This is a genomic window from Haladaptatus litoreus (assembly GCF_900156425.1).
GTDB lineage: Archaea > Halobacteriota > Halobacteria > Halobacteriales > Haladaptataceae > Haladaptatus > Haladaptatus litoreus.
Genome location: NZ_FTNO01000007.1, coordinates 32653 through 56505 on the forward strand (window position 1 = coordinate 32653; position 23853 = coordinate 56505).

Here is a 23853-nt window from a genome sequence, read left to right on the forward strand (position 1 = left end):
TGCCGAAGAACGCTACAGACAGTACCGAGACAGTGCCGGTGTATCGAACGTGACCGTTGCCGAGCGCTCACAACAGTCTACGTGTACTGTACAGATCGAACGGCGAGGAGGACGTGGTAAGGCCGGTGCACGGGCACTCGAACGGCACCTCCAGAACACGCCAGGCGTCCACAATGCCGAGGTTTCTTTCCGGACTGGGAGCGCACGCATAACATACGACGGGAATGTCACCGCTGAAGAGACACTCAAAGAGGTAGTCCGTGACCACGACGTTTCAGTTCGGGAGGATACTGAAACTGGACTAGACGACGTAAGTACCCGCTCGGAACTGCGTCGAGAAGCGGTGTTCGTCGGTCTGACGCTTGCCGGGATGGTGACCGGTCTGGCAACGGGATGGCTAGACGGGCCTGGATTCCTCATGTGGGCCGGGTACGGCGTCGCCTACGTCTTCGGTGGGTGGTACGGTCTTGAGGGAGCAATTGAGACACTCCGCCATCAAGCGGTCGATATCGACCTGTTAATGATCGTCGCCGCACTCGGAGCGCTCTCGATTGGTGCGCCGTTCGAAGGGGCAATGTTGCTGTTCCTGTTCTCACTGTCGAACGTGCTTCAGCACTACGCCATTGGGCGGTCGCGCCGTGCGATAAAGTCGCTCATCGAGATGCGCCCAGACTCAGCACAGGTGGTGCGCGATGGCGAGGAGGTTACGATGCCCACCGACGAAGTCGCGGTTGGCGACGTGTTCGTCGTCCGACCCGGCGACCGGATTCCACTCGACGGCGTTGTCGAAGCAGGCGAGAGTACGGTCGATCAGGCATCACTCACTGGCGAGTCCATGCCCGTGCCAAAGGGTCCCGGAGACGAGGTATTCGGCGGGACGATCAACGAAAGCGGGAGTTTAGAGGTCGAAGTGACCCGGCAGGCACACGAGTCGGCCATCACGCGACTCATCCATATGGTCGAAAGCGCCCAAAGCGAGAAGGCACCTACGCAGCGTCTCATCGACCGCCTCGAACAGCCGTATGTTCTCGGGGTGTTCGGCCTGACAATCGCGGCTATCGCGCTTCCACTGCTCTTGCTGGACGCAGAGTTCACGAGTACGTTCTACCAGGCGATGACGCTCATGGTCGCGGCATCACCGTGTGCGGTCATCATCTCGACGCCGGCGGCGGTGCTCTCGGCGATTGCGTCGGGCGGAAGGCAGGGTGTCCTGTTCAAAGGCGGTGAACACGTCGAGGCAGCAGCGAACATCAATGCAGTCGCGTTCGACAAAACCGGGACGCTCACCAAAGGCGATACACAGCTAACCGATGTCATAGTCCGCGACGCAAGTCCCATCTCCAGTGCGGTGAGTACCAACGGCCAGCTCCTGGCGGTGGCGGCCGCGGTACAGACCCGCTCGGAACATCACCTCGCCGAGGCGACCGTCACAGCAGCAGAGCAGCAGTCACTCGACATCCCGGACGCTGACGGATTTCGAGCGGTCGCCGGTAAAGGAGTTCGAGCTGTGGTCGAAAACCGGACGATCCATATCGGCAATTCCACCTACTTCGGGACAGTCCTTGCAGACCGGACAATCGATGGGGTAGGGACGGGATTAGAGCGATTGAAAACGCTGGAATCGGAGGGAAAAACGAGCGTGCTCGTGGCACAGGAGATCGAGGACTCGGTCCACGTGCTCGGTTGGCTTGCGTTCACTGACACCGTTCGTCCGGGGGCTGCAGACATGATCTCGGAACTCAGGGCTCTCGACGTTGACCACATCGTGATGCTGACGGGCGACAACGAACGCGTCGCACAGCGGATCGCAGATGAGGTCGGTATCGACGAGGTCCAGGCAGCGTTACTTCCCGAGGAGAAAGTTGCGAGTGTTGAGGAGTTGGTTGAGCGCTACGATACCGTGGCGATGGTCGGTGATGGAGTGAACGATGCACCAGCGCTCGCCACGGCGACCTTGGGTGTTGCGATGGGGGGTGCCGGAACAGACGTCGCACTCGAAACCGCCGATATTGTCCTGATGGGCGACGATATCAGCAAAATACCGTATGTGCTTGGGCTCGGTCGAAAGACACGCCGGACGCTCACGATCAACCTCGCTATTGCCTTCGGTGCAATTGCGCTCATGGTGGGGACCATCCTCCTGAGTGGACTTTCACTCCCACTCGCAGTGGTCGGGCACGAAGGGTCTACAGTCCTCGTTTCACTGAACGGTCTTCGATTATTGGGGTACAAGTGACGGCACTCGTCCTCGGGATCGACGTCGACAGGCGACACCCTTCCACAGTGGACGCGATCTGGTGATGCACTAGGTTGTCTTCATTTCGAAATCGAGGATCGTCATTCCAGGCATGAAGAACGTTACAACTGCGATTAGAAGGATAAGTGCTCCAACGCCAGCCATTTGACTATTCATTATGTGAATAATTTAACCTTATCGCTGTATGTCTCTAATGGCCTACGCACAAATAACTCCATAACCCGTTTTCTCTGTAAAATCGCTCTTGGTAGTAGCGCACACTCTATCATAGCCCGTAGTATCTCAACCACTACGGAATTTCAAAAGGACGACACAACAACTTACTTTTCGCCGACTTCCTCACAGACAATCTCCCGGAGTTCGTCGAGTTTGTCGGGTCGATGCTCGGCAAGCCCAGCAATGTCCTTCGGGAATTGATCAGAAACTAGCTTACGTCGTTTCTACGTAGCAGAGACGGTTATAGGGAATATATCCAACAAGCTCTTTCTCCTCGTTACGAAGTTGTAAACCATTGTCTCCTTCTCTTATATCGTGACATTCTATTTCCTTGTTATCAGTCGTTATAGCTACTAACTTTCCCATGGATTACAAGGTGACTTCAGAACTAATGAAGGTTTCCAGCAGGCAGTACTTGCCTACACGTTTGTTCAGCTGTAGGCGATATGAGACGCCCTGCCGGTAATTCAATCCAACCGTTTGCTTGGATGCGTATTGGCCCTTCGTGGAGTACTTGTCTTCGTCGAAATCGCCTAGTGAACTTGAAGCTGACGAGACGGCACAGAAACGCGCACAGGCCGACCAATTCGCCTTCGACGTCGATGCCCCCGGACTCGTCGAAGTCACCAATGAGAGCCACGAGAACCCCGCAGCCCACCAATACGTCGTGTCCATCGACGATGTGACCGAGGAACTGATGGCCTGCACCTGTCCGCATCATGTCCACCGCAGCGCTTACTGCAAACACACGGCCGCCGTCGAAAACGCAACCGTCGACGGCTCGCTGAACGCTTTCCTGTCGGTGTATAATAATAACGATCATGTTGGTTCCCCACACACTGGCTACGACACGGACGGCACCGTCGATCACACGTTCTGGCAGGGTGAGAACTGTGGCGCGGAGGCCACTCGGAAGGACGCACTCACCGACTGCTGCTAACCCACCCACTTTTTCATTTTATGTTACGCTAAACGACGCTGTCCAATGTAGCTACCCGGCAAATGCTCAACGAAAGCACTGCTGGTTCGACCGAACGCGACGACTGAGAGCAGGCTGCTTGACCGAGCGCAAGCGCACGGGGATGTCACCGCTAGGCACTTCTCTGAATTTTTGCTCGATGTAATTGAGCGGAATATTTCAATCAGATGTAAAGAACGGCAGCCTCCACGATGTAGGACCATGATCTTGATCTTGATCTTTATGTCTATGAACATGCTACACTTCAGCCAAAAGCTGGTTGAGTACGTTTCCCTTAGAATAGTAGGATTGAATATTACTTGAAAAGTGATTTCCCGCCAGAAGAACGGTACAACGTTGGCCGCTGTCGTCAAACTTACCGCCCCGCCTCGAGTGGTTTTCGATGAGGAATCTACTTTCGTGTCGGAAAGCTGGCGGTCGGTTGCGACGGTTACCGGGTGGCAAACCGCGGCGAGCCTCTGCTATTACAGTATCTTCGCCGCGACGGGCGTCGTCCGCGATGCCTTCTCCCTGTCGGCGTCGAGCGTCGGTTTTTTCCTGACGGCAGCGCTGTTCGGCTACACGCTCGCGCTGTTCCCGAGCGGTGCCGCGGTGGACGGCTACGGCGAAAAACGCGTGATGGTCGTGGGATTGGGCGGTCTCGCGGCCGCCACCGTCGGCGTTTCCATCGCCACCTCGTACGCATGGTTGCTCGTCGCGGGTGTCGTGTTGGGCGCGGCCTACTCGTCCGCGATGCCCGCGTCGAACCGGGGCATCATCGCCAGCGCGCCGGACGGGCGACAGAACCTCGCCATGGGGTTGAAACAGGTCGGCGTCACTGCCGGGAGCGCGGTCGCCTCGCTCGTCGTCACTAGCGTCGCGGCGGTCGCAGCCTGGCAACTCGGTTTCTGGGTCATCGCGGTCCTCGCGGGCGGCTACGCGCTTGGATTCGCCACCGTCTACGGCGGGTCGTCCGGCGACGGACGGATGTCGCGCCCCGACTTCTCCAACCTTCGGTCGAACGGGCCGTATCTGTTGCTCGTCGCCGCCGGGTTCTTCCTCGGTGCGTCTATTTTCGCTATGCTTGGCTACATCGTGCTCTATGTCGTGGATGGCCTCGGCAAAACGACCGCCATCGGTGGTATCGTGTTGGCGCTCACGCAAGTCATGGGAAGTGCCGCCCGCATCGGTGCCGGAACCGCCGCCGACAGACTGGGCGGTGCCCGTGGCTCGGCGACCGTCGCCCTCGTGCAAATCGCGGGCGGCGTCGTCCTGTTCGCCGCGCTCGCCTCGGGCATCTCATCGTTTCCTCTCGCGCTCGTCGTGTTCGCTGGACTCGGCCTCTCCATATACGGTTCGACCGGCGTGTTCTACTCCTGTCTGAGCACCCTCGTCGATGACGACGATATCGGGGCCGCAACGGCAGGCGGACAGACCGCCATCAACGTCGGCGGACTCGTCGCCCCGCCGGTCTTCGGCATACTGGTCGAACGATCGGGCTACGGAACCGGATGGGAGCTGTTGGCCGGGTTGACCTGCATCGCGGCGATACTCCTCCTCGTCGTCGTTCGTCGCTCGGCGTGACTACCGGACCAATTCAGCTATCGCGTCTGCCGTACCCCGGTTCAATTCCGTACGCTCTGCAGAAAGCCGAACACACTCCCGGCGCTCCACGCCGCTGGAATACACGCGTCCGGGTGGCGAACCGTCCCCACCGACAGGTCCTCGTCGAAGCCGACCATGAGTTCCGGGAAGCCGAAGCGGTCCGGGAAGTCCGCCCGAACTGTGTCGGACAGTGCCGTCAGCCCTGACACGGCGAGCGATTCGGCGGCTTCGTGGTACCCCCGCTCCGCGAACCCCATCGCGGCGATACTCGTATCGTGCGGCCAGACACTCCCACGATGGTACGAGAGCGGGTCGAACGAATCGTGGGATGCCGCGAACGTTCGAAGGCCCGCCGACGTGAGCATGTCGTCGCTCGTCAGTCGTTCCGCGACCTGCGCGACTCGCTCGTCGCTTCCTAACCCGCCCCAAATCGCGTGACCCTGATTCGACGCCACGCTCGGAATGACGCCTCGGTCGTCGATGCCCAGCGCGTAACACCCCTCCTCGGGAAGCCACAAATGTTCCTCGAACGTCTCGACGAGCGTTTTCGCGGCGTCGTCGCACGCCGCCGCGAGCGTCGAATCGTCGGCACGCTCGGCGAGCGGCGCGAACCGCGTCAGTGCGCGGAACACGTAGCCCTGTACCTCGGCGAGAGCGACTGCCCCCTGTGCAGGCGTTCCGTCCGGGTGTAAAAGTGCCCTGGCGCTGTCCTTCCATCCGAGATGGGAAAGCCCGAGTGGGCGGTCGTGCGGTTCGTAGAAGAGAAGGCCTTCCTCGTCCAGTTCGTCGAGCGTCCACTCGACGGCCGCCTTGGCGTGGGGGTACACCGAATGGAACAGCGATTCGTCGTCGGTTTCCGCCATCGTGTCCGAAAATAGCGCGGCGAACAGCGGCGTCGCATCGATCGTTCCGTAGTAGGGCGTTCGAACGCTTTCGCCGATGGCGGGAAGGTCGCCGTGTCGTTTCTCGTGCATGATACGGCCGGGCGCTTCGAGCGTCGCATCGTCGGTTTCTGTCCCTTGCTCCGCGGCCAAAAACCGGAGCGTTCGCTCCGCAACGGTCGAATCGAACGGCAGGAGTTGATAACTCACGACCAGCGAGTCCCTGCCGAACGGCGCGAGGAATCGCGGTGCGCCCGCCGCCGGGACGCCGCACGGGAGCATCAGCGCGCCGAGCGTTCCCGCAGCGCGTTCTATGAGTTGTCCGTACTGCGGACAATCGACGTCAGACTTGATTTCGGGCGTGTCCCGCCGTCCGGCCGGGAGGTCGATGTCGAGTTCGACCGAGTGCGTCGATGCGGGGAGAACCGTCACGGCGGTCGAAAACGTCGCCGACTCGTTGTCAACGGTGGCATCGAGGGCGGACTCCGACCCGACCTCGACCCGCCGTTCCGTCCCGTCCGCGAGGGTCCCTACGAACGTGCACCCGGACGAGCGTTCTTCCACGGTTATCGGTCTGTTTTGGTGTTCCCGTGGCGAGAAGAACGCCGGGATTTCGAAGACGTGGCCGAAATCTGGTGTGAGGTCGAACGTGATTTCGGTTTCCCGCGCGGTTTGGGTGTTGTTCGTGAGTCGAACCGTGGCGGTGACACCCGTCGCCGTCAGTTCGAGGCGTTTGCCGAGCGTCCACGATCGCTGCTCGCCACGGCCAGTTCCGACGGTCGGACTGGCGAGTGTCGTCGTCACGCCGCGGTCACGGGACTCGCGACCGAAGACGATCCACCCGTCGCCGTCTCCGACCTCGATTTCGAGGCTGGAGAGGTACCGATGGTCGGACTCGTACACCCCGGTTTCGGGCGTTTCGGGGGTGACGTTCCCCACCGAATCGACGATCACCTGTCGGCCAGAATCCATGGCGAGTGCACAGTCGTCGGGAAGCATCAGGTGTCCTCCTGGTCATCGGGGTAACTCACTGTTTCGATGATGATCCTGTCGGCCTCCATGTCTTCGAGCACGGCACCCCAGCCACCGATACCGTATTCGCCCTCGTCCGTCTCGATGACGATGGTCGCCTGTCCCGCAAGCGAGGAGAGCGAGGGTGTCTGTGTCGCGTCGCGGAGGTCACCGTTGGCGTACAGTACGTCCGTGATTTCCCCGGTGAGCGCTACGACGTTTCGTTTCCCCCTCTCCCGGCCTTTAGCCGTCGCGGTGATGGTCGCACCCTCCTTGAGGAGCGGCGCGATGTCTCGAATACAGCGCCGGATGTTCACGTACTCGGCGGGAAGCGTCTCGCTGTGGTTCGTGTGGACGATGGGCCACGATTCCCAAAGTGCGGCCTCGAAATACCAGTGAAAGACGTACGAGAGCGTCTCGTCTTCGAACACCGCACCGTACTGCTCCACCGGGTCGGTGTGCGGTGCAAAGCAGGTTATTTTCCGGTCCACGAGGGCGAGGAACGGCGCGGGAAGGTGGCGGTGACGCGCTTCCGTGACGACGCCGTCTAACTCCTCGTCGGTCGGGAGGTCCGTCGGTTGTTCGTGGCTCGTGTTGAGCGACACGGAGACGAAGACATCGTTCTCGTAGCAAGTTTCGAGGGCGGGGGCGAGTGCCTCATACTGTTCGGGCGTCACCGACAGTTGTACCTGATTGGTGGCGTTTCGTATCGCTTCCTCGGCCCGTTCGATGACCGTCTCGACGCGCTTGAGGACGCTGATTCGATGGCCGCCTACGCCGGCCTGCTGCCACCTCTTTCGAATCTCGGTGGCCGTGTTCGTGAGGGTTTCCGCCCGCGATTGGAGGTTCTGGAGTACGTCCGTCGGTTCGCTGGCCCGCGCACGCAGCGCGTCCTGTTTGTATGTTTCCACGTAGCCGTCCTCCTCCAAGTCCCGGAGTACGTCGTAAATCCGTGACCGCGGAACATCCGCCTGTTCAGCGAGGGACGTCGCGGACGCGCTCCCGAGGGAGAGGAGGGTAACGTATGCATCGATTTGATACGTCGAAAGTCCGGCCTCTCGGAGTCCGTCGCGAAGTTCGTCGATGTCCATCTGTGTATTGCTTGCCATCCTATCAAGTTGAATCTTCTAACCGAATTTCTGAATTGTGCCTCGTACCGACCATGCGAATTCTCATATTCACTCCTGTATCAAACCTATGGGCAAGATTTATATATGTCTTATTCTTCATGGTTGAGTAGGAAAGAGTTCCTATGACAGGCGACCACAAACACGGGGAAAAAACGCGACGTACGGTGCTAAAATCACTCGGCGGGGCGGCTGGCGTAACGGCGCTCGCCGGTTGTATCGGCAGTCTCGGCGGCAGTGGTAGTGACAGCGAATCCAAGGACATCACTTTCTGGACGAGCAACGTGGAAAACGACCGCAAGAAGGTCATCAACGGCGTCCTCGACTCGTTTGAATCGAACCACGAAGCGAAGGTCACGATGAACGCGGTCAAGGAAGACGACCTGCCGACCCGGATTTCGTCAGCCCGCGCATCCGACACGCTTCCGACCGTCGCGGAGTTCGGCCTCTCGCCGATGCAAAAGCTCGGCAGCGGCGGTCTTCTCTCGACGAAAGCGGCCGACGACGTCATCAGCTCTATCGGTAAGGACAAGTTCTACAAAGGTGCACTTGACCTCACGAAAGCGCCCGACGGCGGCCACTACGCGATTCCGATGTACGGGTGGGTCGAGGGGATGTGGTTCCGAAAGAGTGTCTTGGAGGACAACGGATTGAAACAGCCGACGACGTGGGACGCCATGCTGAAGGCGGCAAAGACGCTCCACAAGCCCGATAAGAACCAGTATGGTATCGTCGTCGGCACGAAGAAGACGGCGTTCGCCCGTCAGTGTTTCACGCCTTTCGCCCGCTCGAACGGCGCACGCGTGTTCGACAAGGAGGGCAACATCGTATTCGACAGCAAAGAGATGATAGAGGCCCTCGACTTCTACGGCAAACTCTCGAAATACACGCCGCCGGGCAAGGACACGTGGAAGACCGCGAACAACACGTTCCTCAACGAACAGTCCCACCTCATCCAGTACTCGACGTTCATCATGGGCGACCTCGTCGACAAGGGCGAGAAGATGGTGAAGGACACCGGCTTTGCCCCGTACGTCGAACACAAGCGCAAGAGCTCGTTCGGCCAAATCGTCGGTCTCAACCTCTTTGAGTCGGCCTCAGACAGCCAGCTCGAATCCGGAAAGACGCTGTGTGAGTACATGATGACGAAGAAGTACGTCGACTGGCTCCACATGGCCCCTGGCGGAATGAACCCCGTTCTCAAGAAAACCGCGAGCAGCGACGAGTTCAAGGACAACGAGACGCTGAAAGCGTGGGGTTCGACGGTGGAGGACGTGTCTGCCGCCTTCGAGAACATCGAGCGCTTCGGCTACGTCGACGGCAAGGCGTTCCCGGAACTCGGCAACATCACGAACAAGTTCCTCGTCGCCGAGGCTATCTCCCGCGTGACGGACGGCGAGAGCGCCGACACCGTCGCCAAAGAGCAGGCGAAGAAGATGCGAGACGCCATCAAGGAGTAATCGATCTCGCTTGAAACCGACCATGACCCAATTTTACTCATGAGTTTAGCAAATCGTACGAAGCTGTCGTTGGACGGCGATTATACCGTGGAGCAGAAGGAGGCCATTCTCGGCTATCTGCTCATCGCACCGGCGTTGTTGCTGGTCGCCGCGGTCATCGTGTACCCCGTCCTCTATAACGTTTACCTGAGCTTTACGAACGTCCCCCTGTCACCTGACGCTTCCCCGACGTGGGTCGGTCTCGAACACTACCAAACTCTCCTTTCGAGCGGCGAGTTCTGGGATGCGCTCAAAACGACTGTCATCTTCACGCTCCTCAGCGACCTGCTCGCGACCGTCGGCGGACTCGGCGTCGCAATTCTGTTCAACCGGAAATTCCGCGGCCGTCGCCTCGTCCGCGGCCTCATGCTGTTGCCGTACGTCGCCCCGCTCATCGCGGTGGCCTACGTCTGGCAGTGGCTGTTGGACCCACTGTACGGCATGGTTCCGTACTTCCTCAGTAACGTCCTCGGCATCTACGGCGGGGACATCGACCTGCTGAACAACGCGAAAACCGCGCTCTGGACGGTCATCGCATTCGACGCGTGGCGCTACTTCCCGTTTGCGTTCCTAATGATAATCGCTCGACTGCAAGCGATTCCGAGCGACATGTACGAGGCGGCGAAGATAGACGGTGCGGGATACATCGCCCGGTTCAAGGACATCACACTCGCCGAGTTGAAGTACGTCCTCGCCACCGTCTTCCTGCTTCGCTGGATTTGGAACTTCAACAAGTTCGCCGACATCTGGCTGCTGACCAAGAAGGTAAACACCCTGTCGCTGTACGCCTACCAGACGGCGTTCGCAAACTACAATCACGGGCAGGCGGCCGCCATCGCGATGGTGCTTTTCGTCGCGCTGATGATGTTCGTGCTCGTGTACGTCAGCTGGATTCTGGAGTGGTAACACATGATACAAACGATACTCGCTACGGTGTCCGAGGGCTTCAGTAACGCCTTCGGACGAAGTCGCATCGAAACCAGCCTGTGGGAACGGGTCGTGTTCTATGGGGCGATAGCGCTGACGCTGTTCGTCTCGCTCCTTCCGTTCTACTGGATGGTCGTCACGAGCTTCATGCCGGAGAGCGCTATCTACTCGCTCCCGCCGTCGTTCGTGCCACAGGACCTGACGCTGAAACACTACGAGAGCGTCTTCAGCCCCGAGACGTTCCCGTTCGTCACGTACTTCAAAAACAGCCTCATCATTTCGGTGATTACCGCGGGGATGTCCGTCGTCGTCTCGACGTTCGGCGCGTACAGTTTCGCCCGTTTGAATTACCCCGGACGAGGCCTGTTCTCGCGCGGCGTCCTGCTCGTGTACATGTTCTCGGGTATCCTGCTGGTCGTGCCCCTCTTCAAGATAATCGTCTGGATGGGACTCGTGGACAACCTCGGCAGTCTGGTCATCACGTACCTCGTCCAGACGCTGCCGGTGTCGCTGTACATGCTCGGGAACTACTTCCGGAGCGTCCCACCGGAAATCGAGGAGGCGGCGATGATGGACGGCTACTCGCGGTTGGAAGTCATCTTCCGCATCACACTCCCGCTGTCGGCACCCGCCATCGTGGCCGTGTTCATCTACACGTACATGATCGCGTGGAACGAGTACCTCTTCGCCAGCATCTTCCTCCAGTCCCAATCGACGTTCACGCTTCCTATCGGTCTGGACGCACTCTCGTCAGGGTTCCACCAGGTGTGGGGACAGATAATGGCTGCATCGCTGCTGACGAGCATTCCGATCATCATCATGTTCGTGTACCTCGAAAAATACATGGTCGAAGGCCTCACCTTCGGTTCGGTGGAGGGCTAACCAATGTCCTCCGAAACGACCGAAATTGACGCGGAATCGGCTTCCAGTACGGAAACGAACCAGTCTGCGGTCGAGACGAAACAGGCCGGAATCACGCTCTCAGACATCGAAAAGTCATACGGGGACGTGCTGGCCGTCGAGGGCCTTTCGCTCGACATCGAACCGGGCGAGTTCCTCGTTCTTCTCGGCCCGTCTGGCTGTGGCAAATCGACCACGCTCCGGATGATCGCCGGACTCGAAACGCCGACCGCCGGACGCATCGACATCGGCGACGAGGAGGTCACGCGGACGCTTCCACAAGAGCGCGGCCTCTCGATGGTGTTCCAGAGCTACGCGCTCTACCCGCACAAGACCGTCCGCGGCAACCTCGAATTCCCGCTCGGGAAGATGGACGTTACGGACGAGGAACGCGATGCAAAAGTCGAACACACGGCCGAACTCCTCGAAATCGAGGACCTCCTCGAAAAGAAACCCGGCCAACTGTCGGGCGGCCAGCGACAGCGCGTCGCGGTCGGTCGAACCATCATTCGTGAACCGAAGGCGTTCCTGATGGACGAACCGCTGTCGAACTTGGACGCACAACTCCGGGTTCGAACGCGCTTCGAAATTCGGGAACTCCAGCAGGAACTGGGAACGACCACGGTGTACGTCACCCACGACCAAGAAGAGGCGATGAGCGTCGCCGACCGCATCGCCGTGATGGATGACGGCAAACTGCAACAGGTGGGAACCCCCGAGGAGATCTACAAGACGCCGACAAACGAGTTCGTCGCCGGTTTCATCGGCAACCCGCCGATGAACTTCTTCGACGTGTTCGTCGACGACGGCGTCACGCTCCTGCCGAACGGCGACGCCGTCTCGCTCGATGCGGCGCTTCCCGCCGACACAGAAACGCTCGGAGTCCGACCCGAGGACGTGCATCTGCTCGAAACGCTCGGCGAGGACGTGGCGAACGTCTCCCAACCGGACTCGGAGAATCTGACGAACGCCGTGACCTGTTCCGTGCAGGTTATCGAACCGCTCGGCAACGCCTACGAACTCGAACTCGCGCGAGGTGACAACACGTTCATCGCCCGCGTTCGGGCGCTTCCCGAGGGCGTTTCGCCCGGTACGAGCGTCGACGTAGCGTTCGACCGGACGGAACTCCATGCGTTCGACGCGATGGGGGAGGCGATTCGATGAACCGAACTACGGAATACGACCACGGAGGTGAGACGAATGGCGACGCTTGAACTGAACGACCTCACGAAGATTTACGACGACGCACAGGGCCGCGAAGTGGCGGTCAATTCGCTCGACATCGACATCGATGACGGCGAGTTTCTAGTCCTCGTCGGGCCATCCGGCTGTGGGAAATCCACCACGCTCCGGATGCTCGCCGGACTCGAAACCGTAACCGACGGGACGATCACCATTGGCGACCGCGAGGTTCAACACCTCGCGCCGAGCGAACGTTCCATCGCGATGGTGTTCCAGAGCTATGCGCTCTACACCAAGATGAACACGCGAGAGAATATGGCCTACGGGCTAAAACACTCGACCGATCTGAGCAAGGCGGAGCGAAACCGCAAGGTGGACGAAATCGCCGAACTTCTCGACATCACCGAACTGCTGGACGACAAACCCGAAGAGATGAGCGGCGGGCAGAAACAGCGCGTCGCGCTTGGGCGGGCCATCGTCCGCGATCCGGACGTGTTCCTGCTGGACGAACCGCTGTCGAATTTGGACGCGAAACTCCGTGCCCGCATGCGGACGGAACTCCAACAGTTGCAGACCGACCTCGGCGTCACGGCGGTCTACGTCACCCACGACCAGACGGAGGCGATGACGATGGCCGACCGAATCGCTGTGATGAACGACGGCGAACTCCAGCAGGTCGCGCCGCCGGAAGTGGCCTACGACCACCCGGAAAACGAGTTCGTTGCCACGTTCCTCGGCAGTCCCTCGATGAACACTTTCGAGACGACGGTCCATGAGGATGGAAGCGAACTGGCGTTCCACCACGGCGGGACGACGCTCGCGACGGTTCCGCCGAATACGGTTTCTCTCGCGGACGGAGACACCGTAACGCTGGGACTCCGGCCAGAGGACGTTCAATTGTTCGACAACCCCGCCGAAGGGACGTTCACCGCGACTGTCACGGTTTCGGAGTACCAAGGGAACGATAATTTCATCCACCTCTCGGTTGCCAATCAGGACGTGATGGCGCGTGTCCCGTCCGACACCTATCCGGACCCGGGCGAGAAGCTCGGCGTGACGGTGTCCCCGCGGGACGTGTTCCTCTTCGACTCGGACTCCGGCATCGCACGCAAAACGCGGGGGCTTTCTGACGAGCGGAAACATCGACCCTCTATCTCCAACTGACCACGCTTTCCAATAAATGTCACATAATATAACAAACAACACGATTCACGACTCGCCGACAACCGCCCTCGACGACCCGACGTTCCACCTCGACGTCCTCGAAGACCTCGTCTATCCGGCCGACTGCGATGGGTCGGTCCCGCTCGCGAGCGACCCGGACGACCGTTATCCCTACGCCTATCCGCGGGACATCGCCTGCATCACGAAGGCGTGGCTTCACGCGGTCGAAACGGGCGTTCGTCCCGACCAGTGTCGGAAACACATCTTCGACGTCGCCCGATTCTTCCTTGTCGCACAGGAAGAGGACGGGCGGTGGCGACAGCGATACGCCCTCGACGGCACCGACCGCGGCATCTACAAGCAGGAGGACAACGTCGGACACGGCCTCCAAATCCTTGCCAATGCCGTGTTCGCCCTCGATGCGACCGACGCGCTCGAAACGACCGACGCATCGTTTCGAGAGGACGTCATCGAGGCGGCGGACCGTTCCGTCTCACACATTCACGACGACCTGTTTGACTCGAACGCCCATCTCGTCGAGAGCACGACGAGCATTCACGAGGGCCGCATCGAATCCGGTTACACCCTGTGGGTCAACTGCGTGTTCGTGTCCGCCCTCCGCGACATCGAACGGGCGCTCTCGCTCCTCCCCGAGGAGTCCGAGGACGTCGAACAGCACGTTTCCACGTTCCGGTCGCACCTCGAAGGCGGCGTGAAACGCGCGTTCACGAGTCCGGCACAGGTCCCACGGCGGTACGCTCCGTCCGGAGAACTCGACACACGACCCGACGTGACGCTGTTCGCTCCCTTCTACTTCGGCCTCGGCGACCTCTTCGGAGAGTCGCTTCACGAGGCGGCGAACAGGAGCGCAACGGCGCTCGAAGACCCGGAAATTGGCGGTATCCAGCGATTCATGGGATTCTACCGCGATTTCGACGTCCACCAACACGGCGGCAACGGACCGTGGTTGCAGTACACCGCGTGGCACGCACAGTACCGGTTCGTGAACGGCGAAACCGACCGCGGAAACGATGTCCTCGAAACGATCGTACGCCACGCGAACGAAGAGGGCCACATTCCCGAACACCTCACGACTCGACGACGGTTCGAGGCGTTCATGGAGAACGAGTGGGATACGGGACTCGACTTCGAGAAGGAGTTCGACGAGGACGTCCTGCGCGACGTGTCCTTTGACTTCGTCGCCGAAGAACTGGGTCACATGCAGGAGGCCTACCGCGACCTCGAAGCACAGACGAAGGACCGCGACGTGGTTCGGTTCGCCATGCCGCTCGCGTGGTGCCACGCCGAGTATCTAACTGCACTGTTAACACGGGACGCGAACGAAACGTAAGAAAACCCGAAGTGGAAACCGATGACTCACGACCACACCAAGCCACCGTCGCCGAGAACCGTCGCGCTCGATTGCCTGCACGCGGGTATCGACGCCGCACAGCCGCGGGAAGTCGTCCGCCGAACCCTCTCTCGTGACGGGTCGATGCTCACCGTCGCAGGCGAGACGTTCGACCTCGATGACTTCTCGCGCGTCGTCGTCCTCGGCGGGGGGAACGCCGCCGGAGAGATGGCGGCAAGCCTCGAATCCGTCCTCGGCGAGCATCTGACCCACGGCATCGTCGTGACGGACACGCCCGCCGAAACGACACGAATCAAGGTTCGCCCCGGTGACCATCCGCTGCCGACCGAACGCAACCGTGACGCGGCGAGGGACATTCTTGACGCCGCCCGTGACGCTGACAGTGAGACGCTCGTCCTCGCGGCGATTTCAGGCGGCGGCAGCGCACTCCTCTCCGCCCCTGCTGACGGTATCTCGCTCGATTCGTTTCGGACGGTCACGGACGGTCTGCTCCGTTCCGGTGCCGACATCCACGACATCAACACCGTCCGTCGCGCGCTGTCGAGTGTGAAAGACGGCGGTCTCGCCCGCGCCGCCGTCCCTGCCCGCGTCGTGGGATTGATCGTGAGCGACGTCATCGGCGACGACCCGTCGGTGGTCGCCAGCGGGCCGACGTATGCCGGACAGGCGACGCCAGAGAACGCCCGCGCGGTTCTCCATGATTTCCTTGACGCTATTCCGGAGGACATCGAAACGACGCTCGACGGGCGGGAAACGACCGCCGCCGAACCTGACGAAGCCGACGCCTTCGAGCGCGTGACGAACCACGTCATCGCTGACAACTGGACCGCACTCAACGCGGCGGCGAACCAAGCAAGCGAACACGGCTATACGCCACTCGTCCTGTCGTCCCGCATCGGCGGCGAAGCGTCGGACGTCGGCCGCACGCACGCCGCAATCGGCGTCGAATGTCTCGCGACCGGTAATCCGCTCGACCCGCCCGCGGTTCTCCTTTCCGGAGGCGAAACGACGGTTACCGTGGACGGCGACGGGGTCGGTGGGCCGAATCAGGAGTTTGCCCTCGCCGCGACGCGGGAAATCGACCGTCCCGGAATCGTCGTCGCGGGCATCGACACCGACGGTTTGGACGGCAGCACGGACGCTGCGGGCGCCCTCGTGGACTACGAGACGATTTCGCCCGAGCAGCAGGCGGCCGCACGCGCCGCGTTGCGAAACCACGACGCGTATCCGTTCCTCGACGACCGAAACGCGCTCATCGAAACCGGCGAGACGGGAACCAACGTCAACGATTTGCGGGCCGTCGTTATCGGGCAGGCGGATGATGACAGGGACGAACGAGAACGGAAGCGAACGAGCGACGGACGACGCTGGACCTCATGAAACACGAATACGGGCTCAATCAAGCTGGATTTCCGGCATCGGACATCGAAACAACGTGTGAAATCCTCGCCGACGCCGGATACGACGGCGTCGAACCGAACTACCAAGCCAACGGCCTGCTGACGACGCTGGACGGACGCGAGCAGATTCGGAAGACCGCTGTCGAACACGAACTCGACGTTCCAGCCGTTTCGACCACGCTTCACTGGGAGTATCCGCTGTCGAGCGCCGACGAGGAGAAACGGCGGCGGGGTATCGACATCGCGCGGGAGATGGTGGACGCGGCCGCGACGCTCGACGCCGAGGAGATTCTCATCGTTCCGGCGGTCATCGCCCCTGGTGCAGACTACGACGCCGACTACGACCGCGCGGTCGAATCGGTGCGCGAAATCGCAGGCTACGCGGCGGACGCCGGCGTCGGCGTCGGCATCGAGAATGTCCAAAATGACTTCCTGTACTCGCCGCGCGAGTTCGTCGAATTCCTCGACGCTGTCGAATCAGCTGGGCTGGTTTCCGCCTACTTCGACGTGGGCAACGGCTTCCGCTGGGGCTTGCCCGACCGCTGGATTCGTGAACTCGGCAATCGGATTTCGAAGGTTCACATCAAGGATTGGCTGACGGACGCTCACCGACCGACGTATCCTCTTCAGGGGGACATCGACTGGGACAGCGTCGTCGCCGCGCTTTCGGACGTCGGCTACGATGGATGGATTTCCGCCGAAATTCCGGCGTACAACGCCGAACCACACCGGATGCCGCCAGACATACTTGACACCATGCAGTACTTATTCGAATAGAACTACTGACATTTAAAACTCACCATGACACGCACAATTGTCGTCGACCCGCTGTTCGAAGACGTGTGGCCGCTCGCCGCGGACCACCTGCACCGACTCTGGACCGAAGATAGGACCTCCGTCGAGTTCATTCGACTGCCCGAAACGAGGGGGACGAACCTGAGCGAGGCCGTTTCCTCACCCAAATCGGTCGAGGTGCTCGTCTCGCTCGGCGTCCGTGCTTCTGTCTCCGATCTTCAAGCGTTCACGAACCTGACGGAGACGTTCGTGATGACTGACTCCATGTACGGCGTGGACGAGGAGCTAGCCAACTACCTCCGCGACCGCGGCGTGACGGTCCACGACCACACAAAGGAGGGGTTCTGGAGCGAGTCGGTGTCCGAGTTCGGTATTGGACTGACCATCGACGCGCTTCGACAAATCCCGCAAAAACACACCGCCATGACCGAGACACACGACGCGTGGGACCTCGACCAACTGGACAACGAGGTGCCCGGCGCGCGCGGCCACCAGTTCGCGGATGACCCGAACTTCGTGAGCGGCACCGTCGCACGGAAGCGCGTTCGTGTCGCCGGAATTGGCAACATCGGCAGTCGCTACGCCGCGACGGCGAGCCATCTCGGCGCCGATGTGGCGGCCTACGATCCGTTCGCCGACGAACCGTGTTTCCACAGCACGGGCACGCGGCGGGTGTACAGCATGGAGGAACTCGTGAGCGATGCCGACGTCTTCGCCCCGACGATTCCGCTGACCCCCGCGACAGAAGGCGTTGTGACGGCTGATCACATCGACGCGCTCCCGGATGGGGCGATACTCATCCTCGTCACACGGGCCGGAATCTGCGACATGGACGCTGTCCGTGAACGGGTGCTCGCTGACGAAATCGTCCTCGCCGCGGACGTATGGGATGAGGAACCGCTTTCACTCGACGACCTGCTCCTCGGGCGTCACAATGTCGTCCATACTCCCCACATTGCAGGACGAACGCGGGACGCGAACGAGCGGTGGGCCGAACACCTCGCTGCACACTTCAGTTCGCCCTGACTGTCACCCGTCCAACGCTGTATACTCTTCCAAACGAAGCCGAATCCTTTCAATACCACCGACGAGATCACGACTCATGACAATGCTCAACTATCGCAACCCCCGACTGCTTCGACGCGAGATACTCCGCGTCCTGAACTTCTACTACCCCGATTGCATCGACACTCGCTACGGCGGGTATGTCGCCCAACTTGATGAACGCGATGGCTTCATCTACGACGGCCGGACGAAACACCTCGTCGCCACCGCACGGGCCGTCCACAACTTCAGCGTCGGCGCGCTCATCGACGGTCCCGTCTGGTGTCGGACGGCGGCCGAACACGGCCTGTCGTTCCTCTCGAACCACCAGTGGGACGTTGAGAACAGCGGTTACGACTGGATACTCGACGGTCGCGACACCGCAGACAACACGCGATTCTGTTACGGCCACGCATTCGTCGTGCTTGCCAGTGCACGGGCGCTCGAAGCAGGAATTCCGGGCGCGAAGACGGAACTCGAACGCGCAGTCAAAACCCTCGATCGGCACTTCTTGGAGTCAGAGCAGGGAGTGTACGCCGACCGTGCTGACGGCGAATGGGAGGCGGTTGCCCCATATCGCGGCCTGAACGCAAACATGCACACCTGCGAGGCGATGATCGTCGCCTACGACGTGACCGAGGAGGATCGATATCTCGACCGTGCGTACGGTATCGCGGAGCGAATCGCTCGGGACCTCGCGGCGGAGACGGATGGCCGACTCTGGGAACATTACGACGCCGACTGGACACACGATATGGAGTACAACAAGGACCAACCGAACCACCAGTTCCGCCCCTGGGGCTACCAACCGGGTCACCATCTGGAGTGGTCGAAACTCCTCTCGCTTCTCGCCGAGTTCTGCGACGATCCGTGGCTCGAATCCGCCGCACGCGACCTATTCGACTGGGCGATTGAAACTGGGTGGGACGACGAACACGGGGGATTTTACTACACTGTGGACGAGGACGGTGCGCCCGTCGTTGCGGACAAGTACGGCTGGGCGATAACCGAGGGCATCGGAGCGGCGGCACTCCTCGGGCGCGACGACGAGGCGTATTTAGACTGGTACGATCGACTATGGGAGTATGGGGAATCGGACTTTGTCAACCCCCGACACGGAAACTGGTTCGAGCGACTGTCCCCGACGAATGACCGCGACGACCCGAACCGCGGGATGGCAGTTGAACCGGGCTACCATCCCATCAGTAACGCATTCGTTGCAATGGATGCGTTTTGAGTTAGCTTAACGCCGCTCTTCCTGTTAGTTCTCGATTGGGTCTATTTGAAACTGTCTGATTATTTTGCCATCTGCATAAATATGCAGAGACCTTCAGTGTCGGTTTCTGGATTCACCGGACATGGGGTGTGTTCACTTCCGCTATTGATACCTACGGGACAGTCGAAGCGACTTGAGGCTTCGACGTATACGAAGGCGAGTACTACGGGCTTGCCCAGCATTTTCTCACCAAATGGCGTTCTCGGAGATCGCTGACCAGCGAACGCTCACGGAAAGCGTGGATGCACCAACTGACGATACACCCGAGACAGCGACAGTTCTGCTCGACCGAGCACGACAGCACGCAACGAACGTCGCCGCCGAGCACTTCCCGGATCTGCCGGTCGAAACGATTGAGTGGGAGACTTCACATTGAGCCCGACGCTAAGCGGGCGTCACGAAGTACGACCCGACAACGGAGGAGATTACAATTGCGCTGACCTGGACGGCCTACGAGAAGCACGGGTGGGAGCAATTCAGCGCCACCGTCCGGCACGAACTTATTCACGCCTGGCAGTATCACGAGTTCGACGAGACCGATCACAGGCGAACGTTCACCCGCTGGACAGACCGCCTCGACACCTCGTGGCATTGCGAGCGATTCACCGCGCCAAATTGATGGCTTGTTCGCGAGGATCGCGGCGGTCGGATTGCTCGGTATCGACGCTCGAAGACGGTACGTAACCCCGAACAGTACAGCTGTAGCAACTGCAGTGGGTCACTACACGTCGAGGAAGCGGACGGTCACTAACCAATTCTTGTTTAAGTCGTTCTCGTGATAAGGAGTAGACACGAGGAAAATTATCACGGGCTATTGCTTTCTCCGTGAGTTATTGCCATCGCTTTTGCTTCGAGTTTTAGAGCGAGACTTGGTTAGTAGCTTATACTAACCTCCGATAACCTTCGTGAAGCTCCTCTCGTACTATAGTTGTCCAAAACCCCTTGGAAGCCCTTAGGAAAGATTTGAACTCCTTACAAAAGATTTGCACTACCAATCTGAGCTGCCAAGGCAAGACTGGTCTCTATAATCAGTTGAACGGATTATCTGGTGTCTCTAGACGAGTGATTTCCTCGATCACGTCAAAGTCATCATCAAACGAGTACAGATACTCGATGCCTTCTCGCTGCATGTACGCAACGATTGTCGCGTCCCCAAAGGAGAGGCCATCATAGGTCTGAAAAAGGGTGACAGCGCTGGTGAAGTCCTTTTGTGCCGCGTGGAGGATTTCGAATCCAGCAGACTGATTCAACCGCTCATACGTCTCTGCTGCCGTCCCGTGGCGCTTCCGGTTGTGTATCCAATTGAGGGTTTCGAGAACAATGTAGTTCGTTACTCTCCCTGTCGGGAGATCACCGTGGTCCATCCCGCGAACAATCTCCATAGCACTGTCGTGGTGTTGGTCATCAGTATCCGCCATCCCGATGAGAACGCCTGTATCGACGACTGCAACCGCCATCAGTTGTTCTCGAAGAAGGCAGGATCTTCTTCGTGACCCGCGAGGTCGTGCGTTTCGGACCCACTACCACCCATTGACACCGGCTCAAAGTCGTCGAACGCCCCGTAGCGTTGCTTGACAACCTCGACAGAGAGGTTTCCCTCATCGTCCGCATTCCAGCGGAGTTTGTCGCCCGGTTCGATGTCGAGCCGTCGGCGGAGCGACGCCGGAATCGTAACCATTCCCCGGTCGCTGACCTTGGTTTCTTCGGTTGCCATACTCGGTAGTACAAGCTCTCACCTGATACATGTTGCGCCTCATGTAGCGTGATGATTCGTGAACCCTACGGGTGCGCCAACACTCGGCACCGGTCTTCTGAAGTGCTACCCGAAGACCATGAGTACAAAACAATCCGCAGCCCTTGAAGCTGACGAGACGGCACAGAAACGCGCACAGTGGGAACAGTTCTCCGTCGACGTCGATGCCCCCGGACTCATCGAAGTCACCAACGAGAGCCACGAGAACCCTGAATCCCATCAGTACACTGTCTCCATCGACGACGTGACTGAAGACCTAATGGCCTGCACGTGCCTGCATCACGTCCACCGCAACGCCTTTTGCAAACACATGGCCGCCGTCGAACACGCAACCGATGACGGGACGCTTGAGGCCTTCCCCTCCAAGGACGAGACCGAACCCGAAGACTGCGACTGTGACGGTCTCGGTGACTTCCCGTGCTGGCCATGCGTGAGAACGGGACGGAAAGAACTGCCGAACTAACCACCACTTCAGCTGTTTTTATCCATGTCTCGCCAAGTGACGTTTTTAGATATCACCGACCAGTAAACGCTGACGGAAAGCACGGATGCAGCGACCGACGATACACCTGAGGGAAATAACAACAGCACGCGGCCGATATCGCCGCCGAGTACTTCCCGGGATGCTTGAGACTTTCCTTAGAGGGTGAAGAATGACGAACCTAAGGAGTGCGAGTATGAGGGTTTCAGCGGCATCTCATAACCGGTGAGCCGACTTCATTAACAATATTCTATACAGTAATGATGGAAGCCATTATGGCATTTTGGTGATAAAGCCTATGGATGTAGAGCAAGTGTCTATACGTTGCTATGGAAATACTACATCGGTTACGCGGTGCTTTTAGTTCAGAAAAACCGTCTCGGCAGACGGGACAGCAGGTACGGGCGGCCGGTGATATTTTTGAATGCGAAGAATGCGGTACCACCTTTATCTCGAAACCATCCCGTTGTTCAAAATGTAACCAGAGCGACTTCCGGAATCTCGGCAGTTGTTAATCCGACATCTCTCACTGTTCTCTTTCTACTGATATAGTTTCTAACTGTTGAGACCAACGATACACCGGAGACACCGACAGCCCTCCTTGACCGAGCACAGCTACACGCAACGAACGTCGCCGCCGAGCACTTCCCTGACCTACCGGTCGAAGCAATCGACTGGGAGGTTTCACACCAAGCCCAACGACAGGCGGGCGTCACGAAGTACGACCCGACAACAGAGGCAATCACGATCACGCTGACCTGGAAGGCTTACGAACACCACGGCTGGGAGCAATTCAGTGCGACTGTCCGGCACGAATTCATCCACGCCTGGCAGTATCACGAGTTCGGCGACGCGGATCACGGGGCAACATTCACCCGCTGGACGGACCGCCTCGACACCTCGCGGCACTGCGAACGTTTCACCACGCCAAAGTGGTGGCTCGTCTGTGAGGACTGCGGCGGTCGGATTCCCCGCTATCGACGTTCAAAGACGGTACGTAACCCTGACCAGTACAGCTGTAGTGAGTGCGGTGGGTCGATTCACGTCCAGGAGGGAGTCGGTCAGTAACATCACGAAAATCGATAACTCGTATTCACTACTCAATATTTTAAGCACGAGCAAGATATATGCTGTAGTAGTGCGAAGAATAGGATATGACCTCAGACGATACCCCACCCAAGCCACCAAGTCTCGCCGAGGAATGGACCGAAACGTGGGAAAACGAATCTACACGAGATCGGGTGTACACCACTGCCCTGCAGCTGTATGAGCCAACACGAGTTGCTGCGATTGCCGACAGAGCAAATGTCTCGAAGGAAACCGCTCGAGACTACCTGCAGTGGTTCACGGAAATCGGGATGCTAACGCAGACCAACGAGACGCCAGACGAATTCGTCCGTGACGAGGATTATTTCCAATGGCGACGGATTCATCGGCTACGTGGACTCCCCATGGAGGAACTCGAACAGCGATTAAACACGTTGATCGAAAAAGAGCGGCGCTACCGCGAAAAATACGATGCTAAGGGGCCCGACCACGTGGATGCACTCGATCATGCAGACTATGCTGATGTCGAGGATGTCTGGTCAGAGTTGCAAGAGTGGAAAACCGTTCGACGGCGAATCGAAGAACTCGAACAGGCACGACAGAACCACGACAACACCACACAAGCGTCCGCTTGATCGATGAACGACGATACCGAGAAAACACTCGATGAGACCCTGTTACGCCATCTCGCTCGTCGATTGGGTACGCTTTCACTCGTTGAGTCTGTCTCTGTCTTTCCGCACGAGCGACCGGAGTCGGTCGTAGCGTGGTTTGATCGTCAGTACTTTCCTGACACAATTCAACAGGTTGTATTCGAGATCCGTGCCTACACGAATGGTGATTTCAATATTACGTACCGGGAGGACAGAGGCGGCACAGCGTGGATGTGTCGATGGGATCGGCACGACAACCCGCACAATTCCCGAGACCACTTCCATCAACCACCGAAAGCACGTAC

The 23853-nt window shown here is 59.3% G+C and carries 20 protein-coding genes and 2 pseudogenes; 18 read left to right on the forward strand and 4 right to left on the reverse strand.

Going from position 1 to position 23853, the window contains the following annotated elements; all coding sequences use genetic code 11:
• Positions 1–49: 49 nt before the first annotated feature.
• The 3 genes from BW974_RS21440 (at position 50) to BW974_RS21450 (ending at position 5015) form a co-directional block, all read left to right on the forward strand.
• Positions 50–2236: a heavy metal translocating P-type ATPase gene (locus BW974_RS21440; RefSeq protein ID WP_076432838.1), complete on the forward strand. Its 2187-nt coding sequence runs from the start codon at positions 50–52 to the stop codon at positions 2234–2236.
• Positions 2237–2987: 751 nt separating this feature from the next.
• The gene (locus tag BW974_RS25955; RefSeq protein WP_245800241.1) at positions 2988–3413 is read left to right on the forward strand and encodes an SWIM zinc finger family protein; all 426 of its coding nucleotides are present in this window, start codon (positions 2988–2990) and stop codon (positions 3411–3413) included.
• A 438-nt stretch (positions 3414–3851) separates the two neighbouring features.
• On the forward strand, positions 3852–5015 hold the full coding sequence (locus BW974_RS21450; RefSeq protein WP_076433226.1) for an MFS transporter: 1164 nt from the start codon (positions 3852–3854) through the stop codon (positions 5013–5015).
• Positions 5016–5056: 41 nt separating this feature from the next.
• On the opposite strand, the gene BW974_RS21455 is transcribed toward BW974_RS21450, so the two are convergent.
• Entirely contained in the window at positions 5057–6916 is a 1860-nt protein-coding gene (locus BW974_RS21455; protein WP_245800242.1) for an MGH1-like glycoside hydrolase domain-containing protein, read from the reverse strand.
• Entirely contained in the window at positions 6916–8019 is a 1104-nt protein-coding gene (locus tag BW974_RS21460; RefSeq protein ID WP_076432842.1) for a TrmB family transcriptional regulator, read from the reverse strand. The genes BW974_RS21455 and BW974_RS21460 overlap by 1 nt, the downstream gene beginning before the upstream one ends.
• Positions 8020–8180: 161 nt before the next feature.
• On the opposite strand from BW974_RS21460, the gene BW974_RS21465 reads away from it, so the two are divergent.
• From BW974_RS21465 to BW974_RS26770, 12 genes and pseudogenes are all read left to right on the forward strand, one after another.
• A complete protein-coding gene (locus tag BW974_RS21465; protein WP_076432845.1) occupies positions 8181–9515 on the forward strand; it encodes an ABC transporter substrate-binding protein in 1335 nt (444 codons plus the stop codon).
• A 39-nt stretch (positions 9516–9554) separates the two neighbouring features.
• On the forward strand, positions 9555–10460 hold the full coding sequence (locus BW974_RS21470; RefSeq protein ID WP_076432847.1) for a carbohydrate ABC transporter permease: 906 nt from the start codon (positions 9555–9557) through the stop codon (positions 10458–10460).
• Between the two features lie 3 nt (positions 10461–10463).
• Positions 10464–11363 (forward strand): carbohydrate ABC transporter permease, encoded by a 900-nt coding sequence (locus BW974_RS21475; protein ID WP_076432849.1) that lies wholly within the window; start codon positions 10464–10466, stop codon positions 11361–11363.
• 3 nt (positions 11364–11366) lie between these two features.
• Complete coding sequence (locus BW974_RS21480) at positions 11367–12545, forward strand: ABC transporter ATP-binding protein (protein ID WP_076432851.1); 1179 nt, start codon at positions 11367–11369, stop codon at positions 12543–12545.
• A gap of 36 nt (positions 12546–12581) precedes the next feature.
• Entirely contained in the window at positions 12582–13727 is a 1146-nt protein-coding gene (locus BW974_RS21485) for an ABC transporter ATP-binding protein (RefSeq protein WP_076432854.1), read from the forward strand.
• 16 nt (positions 13728–13743) lie between these two features.
• On the forward strand, positions 13744–15078 hold the full coding sequence (locus tag BW974_RS21490) for a glucoamylase (RefSeq protein ID WP_076432856.1): 1335 nt from the start codon (positions 13744–13746) through the stop codon (positions 15076–15078).
• Positions 15079–15099: 21 nt separating this feature from the next.
• A complete protein-coding gene (locus tag BW974_RS21495) occupies positions 15100–16479 on the forward strand; it encodes a glycerate kinase type-2 family protein (RefSeq protein ID WP_076432858.1) in 1380 nt (459 codons plus the stop codon).
• Entirely contained in the window at positions 16476–17276 is an 801-nt protein-coding gene (locus BW974_RS21500) for a sugar phosphate isomerase/epimerase family protein (protein WP_076432860.1), read from the forward strand. The genes BW974_RS21495 and BW974_RS21500 overlap by 4 nt, the downstream gene beginning before the upstream one ends.
• 24 nt (positions 17277–17300) lie before the next feature.
• Complete coding sequence (locus BW974_RS21505) at positions 17301–18320, forward strand: NAD(P)-dependent oxidoreductase (RefSeq protein WP_076432862.1); 1020 nt, start codon at positions 17301–17303, stop codon at positions 18318–18320.
• A gap of 82 nt (positions 18321–18402) precedes the next feature.
• Positions 18403–19575 (forward strand): AGE family epimerase/isomerase, encoded by a 1173-nt coding sequence (locus BW974_RS21510; RefSeq protein ID WP_076433228.1) that lies wholly within the window; start codon positions 18403–18405, stop codon positions 19573–19575.
• A 232-nt stretch (positions 19576–19807) separates the two neighbouring features.
• Complete coding sequence (locus BW974_RS26765) at positions 19808–19990, forward strand: hypothetical protein (RefSeq protein WP_076432864.1); 183 nt, start codon at positions 19808–19810, stop codon at positions 19988–19990.
• A gap of 24 nt (positions 19991–20014) precedes the next feature.
• Positions 20015–20233 (forward strand): annotated as a pseudogene (locus tag BW974_RS26770) (SprT-like domain-containing protein); the annotation flags it as partial.
• 409 nt (positions 20234–20642) lie between these two features.
• On the opposite strand, the gene BW974_RS21525 reads toward BW974_RS26770, so the two are convergent.
• Together BW974_RS21525 and BW974_RS21530 are read right to left on the reverse strand one after the other, a co-directional pair.
• Positions 20643–21071 carry a type II toxin-antitoxin system VapC family toxin gene (locus BW974_RS21525; RefSeq protein WP_076432866.1) on the reverse strand — a complete coding sequence of 143 codons (429 nt, stop codon included), beginning with the start codon at positions 21069–21071 and terminating at the stop codon, positions 20643–20645.
• A complete protein-coding gene (locus BW974_RS21530) occupies positions 21071–21328 on the reverse strand; it encodes an AbrB/MazE/SpoVT family DNA-binding domain-containing protein (RefSeq protein WP_076432868.1) in 258 nt (85 codons plus the stop codon). Before BW974_RS21530 ends, BW974_RS21525 begins: the two co-directional genes overlap by 1 nt.
• Before the next feature lie 118 nt (positions 21329–21446).
• On the opposite strand from BW974_RS21530, the gene BW974_RS25960 reads away from it, so the two are divergent.
• The 3 genes and pseudogenes from BW974_RS25960 to BW974_RS21545 all read left to right on the forward strand — a co-directional run bounded on the left by BW974_RS25960 (position 21447) and on the right by BW974_RS21545 (position 23530).
• Positions 21447–21830: an SWIM zinc finger family protein gene (locus BW974_RS25960; protein ID WP_175609778.1), complete on the forward strand. Its 384-nt coding sequence runs from the start codon at positions 21447–21449 to the stop codon at positions 21828–21830.
• Between the two features lie 666 nt (positions 21831–22496).
• A pseudogene (locus BW974_RS21540) lies at positions 22497–22916 on the forward strand (SprT-like domain-containing protein); the annotation flags it as partial.
• Between the two features lie 86 nt (positions 22917–23002).
• Complete coding sequence (locus BW974_RS21545; RefSeq protein ID WP_076432870.1) at positions 23003–23530, forward strand: DUF7342 family protein; 528 nt, start codon at positions 23003–23005, stop codon at positions 23528–23530.
• Positions 23531–23853: the final 323 nt, after the last annotated feature.